The organism is Micromonospora vulcania (assembly GCF_042658605.1).
In the GTDB taxonomy this organism is placed as follows: domain Bacteria; phylum Actinomycetota; class Actinomycetes; order Mycobacteriales; family Micromonosporaceae; genus Micromonospora; species Micromonospora vulcania.
The window spans coordinates 1-15,593 of the sequence record NZ_JBHSQS010000028.1 but is presented as its reverse complement, the minus strand read 5'-3'; the positions used below and the strand labels follow the sequence as shown (position 1 = coordinate 15,593).

Sequence of the window (15,593 nt, the reverse complement as noted above, 5' to 3'; positions counted from 1 at the left end):
GGACCGTCCGGACGGCTTTTGTCGGCCCTCTGTCGGGCATCGCGAGGGGGTCCGGAATTGAGTCAAGGGCTGCCGGTTGTGGTCCGGTTTTGCCAGGCGTACTCCTCGGTAACTAGGGGTCGGAAGGGTTCAATCTGAGCCCTATTCGTGGCGCAGATCACAAATATCCCTGTGCTATCAGTCATTGACCCGCCACCGAACGTCTACAGACCGGGGGTCAAAGTAGGGCTGACCGGGTTGCCACCCGCCGGCCGCCCTCGGCGAGTCGGCAACAGCACCACTGCGGCGATCAGCTCCACCACCGCCTGACGCTTCGAGATGTCCAGGCGTCGCCATGCCTCGCCCAGTTCCGGCTCGCCGAGTAAAGACACAAGCGGCGACGTCGCCGACTCTGCTGCGATCGTCGCCTCCGTGCGTTCCAGATCGCCCCGCAGTGCCTTCGAGATGATGCCGGGCTGCCGGGAGTTGATGATCTTCGTAGCGCGCTGGTGCGCTGCCTCGTCGAGTTCCCGCCGCAGGTCGCGCGCCTCCTCGCGTAGCGCCTCCAAGTCGGGCTTCTCCCGCCGGACCAGCTTCGCCGCAACCTCGGGGCGACCGAGGTACGCAAGCACCGTGGCCTCGACCACTTCGTCCACAAACTCGGCGTGCCGGCCCACGTGAGGCTTCCCCTGCTCGGTCTTACGGCCGCACCGGTAGGTCCACGCACCGCCACTCGTCCCCGCCGTCTTCGAGGCTCGGACCGTGCTGCCGCACACCCAGCAGCGGTACAAGCCCGAGCCGAGCCAGCGACGCGCGACGTTGGTGCGGTTTGTTCGGCGCCCGGGATCGTTCAGGACCGCCAGGCAGGCCAGCCAGTCTGACTCCTTGACGATCGCCGGCCACACCGCCTTCCCGACGATCTCCATCGTCCCGTCGGGGCGGGTGATCTCGACCAGGCCGGCGTTGCGTGCACGGCGCAGAACCTTTCTGAGTTCGGTCGCGGCCCACGGCTTGCCTTGCTCAGCGAGGCGCTGGTCAACGAAGTCTCAATCATGGGGGAGCCAACAGTCGTCCGGCGGGTCACGGTCATTCGCCAACGCCGTGTGGCTGCGGAACTCAACACCTGCGTCGCGGTACCCAACGCCCTTGGCCACTCGATGGATGTCGGGCCGTCGAATTGCCCAACACCCCTGCTCAAACAGCCGAGGAGCGAGGCGATGGCGCGCGCGTCGCCCTGCTGGCTGGTGCCCTCGCCACGCATCCGCTCGTTGTCCAACGATGATCACTTTCTGTTGGGTCCGCAGGATATCGTGAACTCTCTTCTATAGAACCCCCATCACTGCACCACCTCGGGCCTTGGCTCGCCCCGGCAGGAGCCGCACCCGCCCACCCGCCATTTTGGCCGGTCGGCCGCGACACATCCTCCCTGGCACCCACACCCACCCGCACCACCCAGGCGCCACCGCGCCAGCCCTGCCATACAGGCAGCAATGCCTCGACGCGCTCGCGTCATCACGCTCGGGATCCCCGCCCGCCGGAGCTTCCACCGGCGCCAGCCCCGCGACCTCCGCACCTCGCCACCCTGTCCGTCGACGCTGTCGCCTGCCCGCGCACTCTCGCGCGATCGCACCTCGGCCGTGTCCCCGCTCCCTGCCTGGAGGAGCTATGCCCGCACGTCCTGTCGTGCACACCATCGTGGTCTGCCTGCCCACCGACGCGACACCCCAGTCCATGCCCGCCCTCGCGGCGACCCGCCTCATCGCTCAACAGCTCCGTCCCGCCGGCCCTGTTGGCCACTTCGCCGCCCGTCACCGACTGACTCGCCGATTGCTGCACCGCTACCAGGGCTACGCCGCCGGCGGCCCGGTCCGTCACCTTGACTTGGCCGGCATGCGTGCCCGCGCCGCCACCAGTGCTGCCTGGCTGTGGCACCGATGGCGAGACGTCGTCGACGGCACGCGCGACGCCCAACCGCTCTCGGCCTTCGTCGACCGCCACCGCGACGACCCGGCGCGCTGGCCGCTCAGCCGCGCCCAACAGGCATTCCTCGCCCAACCTCGGGTGCTCGCGATGACCACCTACAACGCCGCCTACCGGCAGCAACCTATTCCCATCGCGGACATCGAGGCCCTTCAAGCCAGCCTCAACAGTTACCGAACTCTCGCGGCGCTCGCCGCGGTGCCCGGCGATGCCCTGGCCGCAGACGCCGCCAACTGGCTCACGCCCAGATCGGGCCGGCTGGCCGACCAGCTGGACTATCTGTACGCCGCCAACGACCACATCGACCGGCTGCGCCCGAACGAGCAACTGGTCGCGATTGCCGCTTGGCCCGTCGCATAGAAATCGTCCAGCTTGCGGCGCAATCCTCCCGGCCGGTCGTACCAGCGACACCCACGACAAGCCGCAATCGACTCGGACCAGTGCAGCGACGGGAGACCCCGCCCTGCCAACTGGCCCGGCTGACTTTGCCAACCGCCGTACCTCCCGGCCGGATCAGGCACTCGCCTGACCGGCCGTTTTGCGTGCCCAGGGGTTACCGACCCCACGACAGCAGAGGAGAAAGAGGATGACCATCACCGCGATGCGGCCGCCACTCGACATCCGTAAGTCGGCGCCTGCTCCGGCACAACAGGCCACCTACCTGATGGTCGGTCCGTCCGGACGGCTGACCGTCCTGGAGGCCCCTGCCGATGGCGGCGGGTTTCGGCTCGGCCGACGCATCACCACCGGTGCCGCCTACCGAGTCCAGCTCGATGAATGCACCGTCATGTGGCTCGAGGACGACCAGCAGGGCAGGGGAGTCCCCAACTGGACGGCCACCCAGATGGCCCTCGAGACCACCGGACTTCCGTACCTCGGCCCGTGGGACGAGCCCTACCTGTGCGGGCCGATCATCTTCACTGGCGCCGGTCGTGGCGCGGAGCCGATCGGGCTTACCGACCGGCAGTTCTCGTTGCTCGTGGACGCCCACGCCGCAACGGAGCTGTGGTGATGAGGTCTACGACGGCGCTCGACGACGAGTTCACCGCGCGTCGGTCCAGCGATCTCTCACCACGACCTGGCGTCAGTCTGGCTGCCGACAGCCAACTCGGCATCCCCGTTGGACGGGGGAGAGCATGAGGCGAAGCACCGTTGCGGACGCTGTCCGAGCATTCCAACGACTGCGTACCGTCAACGCCGGAAGTCTGGTCGGGGTCGCCCTGGCGGACCGGTACCGCACCTCACCACCACTGAAGGTCGACACACTGCCACCGGCGCAAGCTGCGGTGCTGGGCGCCTCGATCGAGGCTCGGACCGCTGGGGTAATCGACGGGGAAACCCCCGCGTACCTGGTCTACTCCGGCGATCTTCCGGTGGCGTGGTGCACGGTCCGCGCCAGCGTCGTCACCCCTGATCTCGTACTCGACGGAACGCTGGCCCGGCACCAGCGGATGGCGGTGCAGGCGTTGTCCAACCTTGCCCGATGGGTGCTGGTCGCGCTCGCCGATGCCAGGGCTGGGGATGAGGCCGCCGTCGTTCGGTCGGCGATGAGCCAGGAGGGGGCCGTACGTATCGCGCCTGCCGACGACCTGACCTCGTCCGCAGCCGTCCTCCTCGACGGCGACCTCACCGCCGACCGAGCCAGCATCGCGAAGGTGCTTCCGGTCAATGCCGCAGCAGAGGTGATGGTCCTCGACGCGCACGGCTTTGGCCGGTACGGCCGCGACTCGCACCGACTGCCACTGCCGGTGCTGTGCGCGATGCGCCGGATCGCCTCGACCCATCAGTTGCCGTTGGCTGCGGTCGGCGACTGGCTCGCGGCGAGTGGCGGTGTCGACGTGGACGTACCGGCCGAGGAGCTGCCCGCGATTTTCACCGCCGGCTTCCTCGGGCTCTTTCCGCACCCTTCGGCATACGCCGAGAGGCACCTGGTCGATCGCGGCTGGGCCACGGCGCTGGAGCGCCTGGGAATGCCCCGGCGCTACATCGACCTCGAAGCCCTGCGGCGGGACCTGTTCGACAACGACGTCTATGCCGTCGCTACCACCGATGCGACCGGTGGCCAGGCTGTCGCCGTGTTCCGTCGTCCGGTGCCGTCCTGGCCTGAGACACCGACCTCCACCTCCATTCCTGCCCGTACGGCAGCACGGGCGTCGACGAAGGGAAGGCACCCATGACCGAAGCGTTCTCCGGGGACATCGGCCGGCTCAGCTGCACGGCCTCCCAGGCCTGGCGGGAGGTTACCGGCGAGTCGATGCCAAGTGACCTGCTGACCGCATTCCTCGCCGCAGCCAGCAGCCCCGCCAGCGAAGGACCCATCGCCGCTTCCGAGCACGACCACACCAACGGCGATGACCGCATCGTCTGCCACGCCCGGTTGATCGAGGATCTGCTGCAGGCCCGAGCGCGGACCAATCGGGCACGCCACGAGGCAGCCGAGCACCGCACCGGCCTGCGTCGGCTGCAACTTGGCGTCCGCACAGCCGGGCTCAGCACTCTCGGCGAGAACCCCGACTTCGAGGGGAGCCTCAGCGAGGCGCTGGCCGACTGGGGACTGCCGCCGATCCCCTCGGACCACCAGGTCACCCTCCGCGTGCCGATCACCATCTGCGTCTCCGCGGTCGACGACGACGAGGCAGTACGCCTGGCCGTCAGCGAACTCAGCGAGGAGTTGCCCCGGCTGCCACACCGGCCACTCTTCTGCGCTGACGAGGTGGAGGTCGTCTCCGTCACCAACGCGTGACCGCGATCGCCGAACCCGACAAACCGAACGATCCGCCGCCGTCCCAACAGGGGCGGCGTTCTTCGTCTCAGCCAGAGGAGGTAACACGATCATGACCGACACCGTCGAGCTGCTCGACGCCCAGAACTCAGCAAACCCGGAAGCTGCAGCTCCGGAGACCGGGCCGGCCGCCACCGACCTGATGATCCACACCGCGGTCACCGAAGAGATGCTCGTCGCGGCCTGGCAGGCCACGAATGGATCCGGCGACACACCGGCGTGGCTGAGCAGGGTCGCGACTCTTCTCGCCGCCGGCTACGGGCCGATGCCCGCCACGCCCACCGACGAGACGGCTCACCACCTACTCACTGCGGCGGTCGCCGCCGCCAATGCGACTGCCGAGGCCGCCGTGGTCGAGGCCAACGCCAGGCAACTCGCTCACGACGAATTCAGCAATGACGTACGCCGTAGGGCGGCCCGCGCCGTCAACAACCGTGAGATCTGCCTGTCGGGCACGAACTACGCCCTGGAGCGGCTGGGGATCACCACCCTGCCCGTGGAATACAGCGTCGAGCTACTCGTCCCGGTCACCGTCCGGGTGCGCGCGACCGACGAGGAAGACGCCTACGACCGCGCCGCGGACGAGCTGCGCGACATGGTGTCCGGCGGCGACCTGGACTTCGACGAGTACGACCTGCGCCGCGAAGGTGCCCAGGTCAGCGACGAGGACATCGACCTCGACGACCTCGACTGATCGCTGCGGCCGGCATCCCGTTCACGAGCCTGCCCGATGCCGTTGTCGCTAGGGCAGCGGGCCCAGGTACGGGCACGCCCCGCGCGGCACCGTGAGCGGCGGCTCCTCCGAGCTGGTTCCCGTCAGGCGATAGGCCCATCAGGGGCCGGTACCCACCCCAAGGCCCGGGGGCGGGCCTCGCCTGCGACAGCGGCCCGCCCTCGGAGCTCCTCCATGAAGGAGCCCAATCATGCCCAAACCCGATGCGAGACCCACCGACAGAGGTGATCTGCTTCGCACGACCGCGACCATCGCAGTCGTCGCCATCCTCGCGGCCGCACCGGTTGCCTTCCTAGCGTCGTACGGCCATCTCACGGCGGCGGTACTCGTCGCCGTCATCGCCATGCAGAGCTGGATCCCGGTTGGCATCACCGCGACGACCCGGCTCATCCGGCAACGCCGGAGACTCGCTGCGGCCCATGCCCGCGAGGAGGAACTGGAACGTCGAGTTGCCGCCGGTGCCGCTTGTGAGGAGCTGCTACGGCGAGAACTTGCAGCCGCCCAGTGTGACCCGCTCACTGGACTACCCAACCGGGCACTCGCTGACCGGGCCATGGCCGCCGCCACCGGGGTGGCGGCGCCGCTGACCATCGCCTTCGCCGATGCCGACGGCCTCCACACGGTCAACGCCAACGGCGGACACGCCGCAGGTGACCAGTACCTGAAGGCCATCGCCGCCCGCCTCACCCACGCGGCCGCCTCCGTCAGCGCCGGGGCGCAGGTTGCCCGTACGGGAGGCGACGAGTTCATGGTCCTCGTGCCTGGCGCGGACGCCACGGCCCTGCGCGACGCCATCCGCATTGCCTTCGTCGGACCCGCGACCGTAGCGGGACGGCGGATGCAACTCCGGATCAGCGTCGGGATCGCCGTCAGCAGCGGCGGTAACGCCCGCAAGACCCTGGCCCAGGCCGACGCCGCCATGTTCACCGCCAAACGGGTGGGCAACCAGACGCTCATCTACGACGCCGACCGTGACGGCGTGCCGGAGCTCGACGGCACCCGACCTCAGGTACGCCGCCGGGATGTCAAGCCCCACCGCGACACGGCGGCCCGGGCGACCGACGGCACTGCCCCGACGACGAGGCTGGTCTGCTCGCTGGACGAGGCGGCCACCATCGCGAACGCCCTCTGGCTTGCCTACGACCGGTGGGCGGCCGTGCTCCATACCGAACCGAGTGATCCCGCGGCATCCACTGCTCCGGCCGAGACGATCGACGTCACACCCACGGCGGAAGGACTCGACCGCACGGCCGCTTTCGCCGAGACGGAGATGGCCAAGTACGCGGGACTGGCTCAGCGCTTATCGGCGCTCATCGACACCGTCAGCGAGCAGTCGTGAACGAACCAGAAGTGCCCGGCACTCCCGCCTGCCAGTGCGCAGGGAACCGGCTGCGGAGCGGGATCGCCGTCTACCCATCAACGAACCGAACTACGGACCGTCCCGCTTCGGACGCCGGTGTCCGTGAATCCGACCATCCCAGTCGCGCTCACCTGCAAGCGCGGCCAGCCGAGAGGAACCCGCTGATGCCCAAGCACGTCGCCCCCGAGACCAAGAGCGGCCTCCTGCGCCGTTGTCTGCGCCGTGGACTCCACCCCGCGTCCACGTCCTTGCCCTGGTCAGCCTGCACGTCGTTGCCCTGGTCGTCATCTCCGCAACCGGCCTCGGCTCGCTCGGGGGCCACTGACGCCGACCGCCTCGCACCGAAAGCTGTGCAGGGCCCTCGCAGCCACACTCGCGCGACCGAACGCCGCCGAGTGACAGCCATCCGCGCAGGTCGAGCCCGCGCTGATTCCACCTGTCGTCGCTGACGACGCTGCTTCCCTCGACCCAGACCTCCGCCGGGCCGTACCCCGCCGATCCCGAGACGACTGCGCCTGGGCGCGGCGACACGCCGCGCTCAGGCCAGACGGCGTCCACTGGGATCCCTGGCCCGGCGGCTGCCTTCCACACATCCTCCGACCGGGAAGGAGACAGAAGCTGAAATGAGCACCATCGACGACCCAAGAGTCGCCCGCGCCGTCCTGGCCCGGCTGACCATTGTCGGCGACCGACTCGTCCACACCATGATCCACGAGGAGGGCCCGGAAGCGGTCCTCCACCGGTTGATCGCCGGCCACCTGCCGCAGGCTGAGGCGCGTTCCGCAGCTGCCGAACAGTTGGGTGCAGCCGGTCTGCGGCAGGTCGCCATCAGGATCATTGCCGACACCGAACAGATCGGTGCACGGATCGTCATCCCGCAGGACGCGGAGTGGCCCAAAGCGCTGGAGGACCTGAACCAGCACAACGACGCCACCGACGACGATGCCCGGCTGCCCGCCCCACCGCCGTGCCTGTGGGTTCGCGGCGCACAGCCGCTCGGCGACACGCTGCACCGGTCTGTTGCGGTCATCGGAGCCCGCGCGGCCACCAGCTACGGCCAGCATGTCGCCGCCGAACTCGGCCACGGCCTCGCCGAGAGCGGGTGGACAATCTTCAACACCGGTGGGTACGGCGTCGACGCCGCAGCGCTACGCGGCGCACTGACGGCTGGACACCTGGCCGTCGCGATCAATCCCGCTGGACTCGACCGTCCCCACCCGCAAGGCAACTCAGCGCTGTTCGAGCAGGTCTCCCTGATCAGCGCCTGGCCGCCCGGCAGCGCGCCGTACCGGAGCCGCGTACCCGTCAACGGGGCCTTCCTGGCGGCGATGGCCGGCGGTTGCGTGCTCGTGGAGGCAGCCCTCCGCAGTGGCGCCCGGACCGTCCTGGCGCAGTCCAATGCCCTCGGCCGACCTGTGATGGCGGTGCCCGGTCCGGTGACCTCGGCCCTTTCCGTCGGCTGTCACCAGGCGCTGCGCGAGACGCCGCGGGTGCGTCTGGTCCGGGACGTCGCCGACGTCGTCGGACACCTGACGGAGCGACACCCATCCGAGGGAACGACGACATGAACGCTTTCCCGAACTGGCGGGACCTGCTCGAGTTCATCAGGGCAGCGGGCGAGACCGACGCCAGGAACGGCACCTCGCTGCCCACCGACCACGAACTGTGGGCGGTCGCCCACCGTAGCCAGGGAGTCGTGCCGCCCGATCAGATCGACAACGATCTGATCGCCGAACTACGCGACGCCTTCAACGACGGGCGGCAGCCCACCCGCTTCGACATGCAGGCCGTGGTCGTCGAAATCGCCAGGCACGGTCATCACGCACACATCGGCCACTCGGGCGGCAATACCGCCACCATCTACGCCGGAAGCCAACACACCGACCAGAACGGGGATGCCCGCTGGGCGGTCACCGCCGGCCCCGGCTGGTTCGCAAAACGCGATCACCGGGAGCCGGTCGCCGACACGAGCGAATTCCAGATCGGGCCGGACGACGACGCCTGGACCATCGCGGTGCCGGACCACACCAGCCCGACCGAGGTCGCCGCCCTGATCGTCACGGTCATCGAACAGGTCGCCGAAGGGCACGCACGCCTCACCGGGTCCCCACCCCTGCCAGTCCACATCCATGGCCACGATCAGTCGGACGCCGCGGAGGAGGAGCCAACGCGGGGTCGGGCTCATGACTGACATCGTCTGCTCGCGGTGCCAGACCCTCAGCAGACTGTGGCGTCAAGGCCTGCGGTGGTGCGAAGCCTGCGAGACGTACCTCGTCAATGACGCCGGGACCGGCACGTGGGTCAGCTTCGTCGATCGCGATCATCGTCAGCGCGCGGCGGAGAACGAACGGGCCATCGCGCAGTCCGTCGACCTCGTCGACGAGCACCTGCCAGAGGCGCAACGGTTGGTCCCCGAAGGGTGGGCCGCCCGACGCCACCAGACCGACGGTGCCCGATGCCACGTTGCCATCGATGCCCCGGCTGATGCCAACGCAACCAGCTACCTGTCCCCACCCGACGGCAGATCCGGCTGGTACGTACGCGTCCACAACCGCACCACTGGGATCGACTACCCGCTCTACACCGACGGTGGGGCGCGCGCAGCATCGTTCGACACGATCGAGGCCGCAGTAGCCGCCGCCGTTGAAGCGCTCCGCGTAGAGAGCGCCAAGGAAGCCCGGCGTCGCTGACGGCCTGAAACACGCAGTAGCAGGTGCCGCGAGCCGAACGCCCGAGACCTCCTGGGGCACCTCGCACCCCCTCCACTGGCCAACTGATGTCGCCCCGCTGCGCAATCGCACGACCAGGCGCTGCGTCCCGGCCGTGGCTGCGGGCGGTGCCGGCCAGCACACAAAAGCCGACCTTGCAGCCCGGGATCGCCGCTCGCGGTCCCGGGCTGCTCGCTCTGAAAGGACCAACCTCGATGACTGACGACGCCTCTGGCGGTAATGAGGACTACCCGTACATCCGTGCCTGGGGCCGCATGCGTGGCTCTGCCCCCGACTATCTGGCCTACCTGCTCGACCTGGCCCGGGCACAGAACGCGCCCGCCGACGCTGTGGAGTTCCGACACCGCGATGGTCACTGGATCACCACCGACGAAATCTGGGCCGCCGACAGCCGCCGCCACCTGGGTCTGGACCCGATTCCACCGATCGCGCCCGACCTCGATCTGGTGGTCGCGGAGATCGGCAATGCGATGCGCTGCTCGCGCTGGATGACCGACCGCAACGGGCTCCGAGAGGTTCAGCGCCTGGACATGAACCGGCTCCGGATGACCTTCGCCACCGGCTTCACCGGCGACCTGCACGTGGAGATCACCCCGCCCCGGCCGTGATTCCGCTCGCGCCGAAGGCCGTGCGCCGCGGCCGTGCGCACCTGGCTTCGTCCGGCGAGAAGGCATCTCTCTGCGCGTAGCCGTCAACGCGCACCTACACGCGTACCCGGACCTCAACACACGCCCGCGCCGCTCGGGCGCGCTCCCCGGCGGAGTCCTACGCGCCACGCCGACACCTGACCGAACTCGATAAGGCCCCGCAATCCCACACCAATCCACCCGCTTTCGCGCGGTGGATCCGAATCGGAAGGAAACACGATGACCAGTCCCGACAACTCCATCCTGCCGGTGCGTTCGGCCGCAGAGATGCTCGCTGCCGTGCCGCACCTGGTCGGATTCCACCCGACAAACAGCATCGTCCTGATCGCGATCGCCGGGACGAAGGTCGCCCTTGTCACCCGGGGAGATTTGCCCGCTGGACTGGACGACATCGCGCAGGCGTTGCCGGCCCTCGACCAGGTCCACGCGACCCACGTGGTGATCGCCGCCTACGGGCCAGAAGATCTCGCCACACCGGCGGTCGACGCTGCCCGTGCGGTACTCACCGTCGCCGGCCTGCAGGTGTACGACGCGCTACGCGTCACCGATGGCAGGTACTGGTCCTACCTGTGCGACAACCCGACGTGCTGCTCACCCGATGGCACGCCGTTTGACGCGGTCGCCAGCCCACTGTCGGTACGGGCCGTGGTATCCGGATCCAGCCCGTTCGCGGACCGCGCAAGCCTCGCGGCCTCCATCGCACCCGCAGGCGGTGCCCTCCGTGCCGCCATGACCGAAGCAACCGACCGCGCCCGCCGACGGCTGGCGGACCTACCGGCCAGTCTCAGCGCCGTCGAGGCCGAAGGGCAGGCAGCGTTGACGGAGGCGGCCAACCGGTACCGGAGCGGCCAGCGGTGCACCGATGACGAGGTCGCCTGGCTCACCACGCTGCTCAGCACCATCGCCGTTCGGGACCATGCCTGGCTGACCGCCAGCCGCGAGGAATGGCACCTCGAACTGTGGCGGGACCTCACCCGGCGCGCCGACCCGGACCTGGTCGCGGCGCCCGCCAGCCTGCTGGCCTTTACCGCCTGGCTGCAGGGGAATGGTGCGCTGGCCGACATCGCGGCGCATCGCGCGCTGACGGCTGATCCGAACTACGGGATGGCACTGCTCGTCCTAGATGGGCTCCGCGCGGGCATCCCCCCGTCAGTCCTCGAGGACTGGCAGATCTGGGCTGCCCAGCACACCGACCGCCCATGATCCGCCGCGATCAGGAGGGGAGCAGCACCGTGATCAACCCACCCACTGGCTCGGCCGCCGCCACCGTGGTGCAGCAGGCCCGTTGGGGCGCCGAGGAAATCCTCGACCTGCTGTATGCCGGCTTCCAGCACTCCCGCACCGTCGCCCCCGACGTGGACGCTGTCCGCGCCGCCGCCGACCTCGTCGCCCAACAGATGGTCCTCGTCCGGCAAGCCGACACCGATCTGATCGCCGCGCTTCGCGGCGCACTCACCCTGGCTGATCACGAGATCCGCGACAGCAGCGCAGCCATCGAGGAACGCTACCGGCAGTTCGTCGACCTGGTTCGGCGCTGGATCATCTTCGCGGTCAACACCGGAGCACTTAGCGTTCCGGACGCGAACGACGCCCTGCGCTACCTGACCATGCCCCCGCCACTGCGGACCCACTTCGAGGCCACCGTTCACACCCCGCTCGCCATCGAGACCGACGCGGACAACAGCGACGAGGCCGTAGCTGCGGCGGAACGTCTCCTCCGCGTCGAACTTCGCTGCCTACGGGACGCATCCATCCACCCGACCAAGCAGTGGCAACTGCGGCTGCGCGCGCTCGATGAGACGCCGCCGACCAGCAACGTCAGCGGCGAGCGAGGCTCCCGTTATCGGATCGTCTTCGTGGTGCCACTCGTCGTCGAAGTCAAGGCCCTCGACCCACGAGGCGCCATCTCCGTCGCGGTCGACGTCGTTGCGAACGACCTGGACCGCCTCGAGGTCGCACGCGCCCACACCGACAAGATCCGCGCGGTCGACGTGGTACCCGTCCACCACCACGAGTACGACTTCGGCACCGACTGACGACCGCGTTCTCCACGCCCGCACCCGGAGCGGCGCACCACCAGGTGCGCCCCTGAGCGCCGGATCACACCGATGTGCGGTGTCGGCGCCCTGGAGGCGCCGGCACCGCCCTTCTGGAAGGCCGCAAACCTGATGCGATTGAACACCCGAACGCGTGGCCACCATGTCACCATCGCGCACTGCCTGCGTACCCCCGCGACCCCGTATGGACACGCCACCGGCCCAGTTTCGGACCGCCAGGAGGACAGCCGCCCCGCGGTGGACGTCGTCGTTTGGACGACCGCCCGGCAGGCGTATGTCACGACACCCGACACTGCACGCAGCCTCGCCCGAACGACCCTCGACATCGGGGTCGCGCCGTCGCGACGACGGGCGGGTCGCTGATGGACATCCGACTCGTCCTCGTGGGCATCGCCGTCGCCTTCGCCGTCACGGCAGTCGACGTCGTACTTCGGCGAACCGCCCGCCCGGTCGGACCGGGACGGTCCCTGACCGACCTCGTCATCACCACTGCAGCCACCCTGACCACCCTCGGACTGGCCGGTGTCGCCGGCGCGGTCAGCTACGACCACCTCCGCGAACTCGCCGAATCGCGCGGTGAGCAGGGCTGGAAGGCACACGCCTTCCCGCTGACGGTCGATGGCATCGAGGTCGTCGCCACCTTGGCGATCCTCGCCGACCGGCGGGCCGGCCGCCCCTCCGGCGCGTTCCCGTGGATCGCCCTCGCCGCCGGCGGGGTCGTCAGCCTCGGTGCGAACATCCTCATCGCCGAGGACGACGTCATTGCCCGGATCATCGCAGGCTGGCCCGCGGTCGCGCTCATCGCCGCGATCAAAATGCTGTCGCGGATGCTCGAACACTCCGCCGACGACTCGATGCGACGTCACGACACAACTGACCCGCAGGCCATCGGAACGCGACACCTCACTGAGCCTGACATCAGCAGGGGAGCGCCGGACCACGACGGCATCAGGCCGGACGACGGTTCGCGACACGATCCCAACGTGTCGCGGGATGACCCTGACATGCCGCGGCACGACGGCGATGACCACGCGCCCGGCGAAGACCTCGATCAGCCCTGGCCGGTCGACCTGATCCGCCGCATCCCCGTGAATGCCGACCGCTACCGCCGCTGGCAGGCCGTCTGGGCGGACATGAAAGACGGCGAGACCGACCTCCGTGCCCTCGCACAGCGACACAACTTCGATGTGCGCTCCGTCCAGGCGATCCGGCGTGCCGGCCAGTTCGGCATGCTCGACCACCCGCTTCCGACCGCCCGCCGGTTGGCCGAGCTGGCCTCCCACAACGGGAGCCACGACAGCTCGCCCGAAGCGCCAGCGGCACCCTCGACCCCTGGGTCCTGAGTCTCAAAGAGCGCTGGCTCCGCATGTCGATCCCGGCCGGTACCCCTCTGTCCCGGTGGTGGACGTCTGCCTCACTTGTGTAGAGGGGCAGAGGGGGCCGGCGCGGGGCCGCATCTTGACGACTCATTTCTCGAGGTCGAAGGGGACCCGCCTGGTCCTCGCGCCCATGGACTCTCGCCGGAGTCTGATTCGCCGATTCAATCCTGCTCAGCCTGCCTGGGATCCGCGTCCGACCTGTCCCCTCGCTGGCGATGGCCGCCCGCTCGAATCCGAAATGCAGCTCCTGGTGCCGCATATGCGGCCCTTTTTGCGTTTGTAGACCTGCTCGTCGCAGCGCCAGACCTCTTCGACTCGCCGGACGCGCCGGGATCAGCTCCTTGGCACCGCTGGCGACTGCTCACCAGTGGAGGAAACATGACCATCAAGCCACGTCTCAGCACCACCAATCTCCCTGAATGCTGGAGCCGGCGGTGAGTCGTCGAATGCTCGCCACCCTGCTCGCTGCCGTCGTCACGGTGGTATTCGTCTGTCTCGCGGGCACCGGCCTTCTGCTGGGAGGCTCCGCTGCCGGCTGCGGCTCTGGTGCGACATCCGGTCGATCGCTTGCCCCAGCGCCGCCCGGTGGGTGGACCGCTGTCGGCCGGTGGGATCGCAATCAGGTAGCCAACGCTGCCGTCATCGTGGCCGCTGGAGCCAGCAAGGGCGTGCCCACTCGGGGGTGGGTGATCGCCGTCGCCACCGCGATGCAGGAATCGACGCTGAGAAACCTCCCCGGCGGCGACCGGGATTCCGTCGGACTGTTCCAGCAACGACCCAGCCAAGGATGGGGAAACGTCGCGCAACTCCTCGACCCGACCTACGCCGCCGGTAGGTTCTACGCCAAGTTGTTGGGGATCCCCGGCTGGCAGACCTTGCCGCTTACTGAGGCAGCCCAACGTGTGCAAGTCAGCGCCTATCCCGACGCGTACGCGAAGTGGGAGCCGGAAGCCACTCAGCTCGTCGGCACGATCACCAGCGGCGAGAGTTCACTGCCGACTGGGCGGCTGGCCAGCTGCGGCGGCGCCAGCGGGCCCTGGACCCAGCCAGTCCTCGCGGCTGTCGGCTCAGGCTTCCGCTCCGCAGGCCGGCCCGGTCATGACGGCGTAGACCTCAGCGCCCCACGCGGCACCGTCATTCGAGCCGCATCCGCGGGCATCGTCAGCCGGGTACGTTGCAACGCCATCGACAACCGCGACGGCAGCAACTGGGGCTGCGACCGCGACGGGGACCCGAACCTCACCAGCGGCTGCGGCTGGTACGTAGACATCGATCACGACGGCGGGATCATCACCCGGTACTGCCATATGAACGAACCACCGCGGGTCGAGGTCGGCGACCACGTCATGGTCAGCCAGCCCATCGGCGTCGTCGGCTCGACCGGCCACTCGTCTGGGCCGCACCTCCACTTCGAGGTCCACGCCAACGGTGATGCCAATGCGGATGCGGCCATAGATCCGGTCCCGTTCATGATCAATCTAGGCGCACCGTTGGGTTAGCAGGGCACCGCACTATGTCGGCGTCCATCAATGGCCGGCCCTCTCGCGTTCGTGGCAACCGGGTTGGCGTCTCGCCAAACTCCACGAGGAGCCCTTTCGCCGCCGACGAAGCTGGCAGGTAATCGACGATCCGCACGGTTGTCCGGGGTGGCGGCCGTATGGGTGCCGGTTGACGTGTCGACCGTTGATAGTGACGTTACGTATCGGCGGGAGGCGTGAACTGCACTGCTGCGTGCGCCTGCGCGGATTTGCCGATGAGAGGGCGTCGCGGTCGCTGTTGTACCGATGTGGGTTCGCCGAGAAGTGGCCGTGAGCGCCGGCCTGGCCGCACAGGTCTTGCATGGCGACCGTACTTCTCGGCGATGTGCGGGCCAGGGCCCCGGCAAAGTCGTCAGGTGATGCCGAGTAGTGCCAGTGGGCGGGTGCTGTCGCGGGCGTGATGCCGGTT

At 68.9% G+C, this 15,593-nt stretch carries 15 protein-coding genes; 14 read left to right on the top strand and 1 reads right to left on the bottom strand.

From position 1 onward, the window contains the following. Window positions 1–203: 203 nt before the first annotated feature. Complete coding sequence (locus tag ACFQGL_RS28355; protein ID WP_377515634.1) at window positions 204–905, bottom strand: recombinase zinc beta ribbon domain-containing protein; 702 nt, start codon at window positions 903–905, stop codon at window positions 204–206. Between the two features lie 757 nt (window positions 906–1,662). Between ACFQGL_RS28355 and ACFQGL_RS28350 the strand changes: the two genes are divergently transcribed. From ACFQGL_RS28350 to ACFQGL_RS28285, 14 genes are all read left to right on the top strand, one after another. Continuing rightward, window positions 1,663–2,319: a hypothetical protein gene (locus ACFQGL_RS28350; RefSeq protein ID WP_377515633.1), complete on the top strand. Its 657-nt coding sequence runs from the start codon at window positions 1,663–1,665 to the stop codon at window positions 2,317–2,319. Window positions 2,320–2,545: 226 nt separating this feature from the next. Beyond that, complete coding sequence (locus ACFQGL_RS28345; protein WP_377515631.1) at window positions 2,546–2,971, top strand: hypothetical protein; 426 nt, start codon at window positions 2,546–2,548, stop codon at window positions 2,969–2,971. Window positions 2,972–3,095: 124 nt separating this feature from the next. Continuing rightward, window positions 3,096–4,136 (top strand): hypothetical protein, encoded by a 1,041-nt coding sequence (locus tag ACFQGL_RS28340; RefSeq protein WP_377515629.1) that lies wholly within the window; start codon window positions 3,096–3,098, stop codon window positions 4,134–4,136. Further along, on the top strand, window positions 4,133–4,702 hold the full coding sequence (locus ACFQGL_RS28335; RefSeq protein ID WP_377515627.1) for a hypothetical protein: 570 nt from the start codon (window positions 4,133–4,135) through the stop codon (window positions 4,700–4,702). Before ACFQGL_RS28340 ends, ACFQGL_RS28335 begins: the two co-directional genes overlap by 4 nt. Before the next feature lie 91 nt (window positions 4,703–4,793). Continuing rightward, the gene (locus tag ACFQGL_RS28330; RefSeq protein WP_377515626.1) at window positions 4,794–5,435 is read left to right on the top strand and encodes a hypothetical protein; all 642 of its coding nucleotides are present in this window, start codon (window positions 4,794–4,796) and stop codon (window positions 5,433–5,435) included. Between the two features lie 229 nt (window positions 5,436–5,664). Further along, window positions 5,665–6,813 carry a GGDEF domain-containing protein gene (locus ACFQGL_RS28325; protein WP_377515625.1) on the top strand — a complete coding sequence of 383 codons (1,149 nt, stop codon included), beginning with the start codon at window positions 5,665–5,667 and terminating at the stop codon, window positions 6,811–6,813. Between the two features lie 644 nt (window positions 6,814–7,457). Further along, a complete protein-coding gene (locus ACFQGL_RS28320) occupies window positions 7,458–8,402 on the top strand; it encodes a DNA-processing protein DprA (RefSeq protein ID WP_377515624.1) in 945 nt (314 codons plus the stop codon). A 128-nt stretch (window positions 8,403–8,530) separates the two neighbouring features. Beyond that, window positions 8,531–9,025: a hypothetical protein gene (locus ACFQGL_RS28315; protein ID WP_377515622.1), complete on the top strand. Its 495-nt coding sequence runs from the start codon at window positions 8,531–8,533 to the stop codon at window positions 9,023–9,025. After that, on the top strand, window positions 9,018–9,524 hold the full coding sequence (locus ACFQGL_RS28310) for a hypothetical protein (RefSeq protein WP_377515619.1): 507 nt from the start codon (window positions 9,018–9,020) through the stop codon (window positions 9,522–9,524). Before ACFQGL_RS28315 ends, ACFQGL_RS28310 begins: the two co-directional genes overlap by 8 nt. Before the next feature lie 233 nt (window positions 9,525–9,757). After that, on the top strand, window positions 9,758–10,171 hold the full coding sequence (locus ACFQGL_RS28305) for a hypothetical protein (RefSeq protein ID WP_377515618.1): 414 nt from the start codon (window positions 9,758–9,760) through the stop codon (window positions 10,169–10,171). 258 nt (window positions 10,172–10,429) lie between these two features. Then, window positions 10,430–11,413: a DUF4192 domain-containing protein gene (locus ACFQGL_RS28300; protein WP_377515617.1), complete on the top strand. Its 984-nt coding sequence runs from the start codon at window positions 10,430–10,432 to the stop codon at window positions 11,411–11,413. After that, the gene (locus tag ACFQGL_RS28295) at window positions 11,410–12,246 is read left to right on the top strand and encodes a hypothetical protein (RefSeq protein ID WP_377515616.1); all 837 of its coding nucleotides are present in this window, start codon (window positions 11,410–11,412) and stop codon (window positions 12,244–12,246) included. The genes ACFQGL_RS28300 and ACFQGL_RS28295 overlap by 4 nt, the downstream gene beginning before the upstream one ends. Window positions 12,247–12,629: 383 nt before the next feature. Continuing rightward, window positions 12,630–13,610, top strand: a complete 981-nt coding sequence (locus tag ACFQGL_RS28290; RefSeq protein ID WP_377515614.1) for a DUF2637 domain-containing protein — start codon at window positions 12,630–12,632, stop codon at window positions 13,608–13,610. A 470-nt stretch (window positions 13,611–14,080) separates the two neighbouring features. Next, entirely contained in the window at window positions 14,081–15,145 is a 1,065-nt protein-coding gene (locus tag ACFQGL_RS28285; RefSeq protein WP_377515691.1) for a M23 family metallopeptidase, read from the top strand. The last annotated feature ends 448 nt before the right edge of the window (window positions 15,146–15,593 follow it).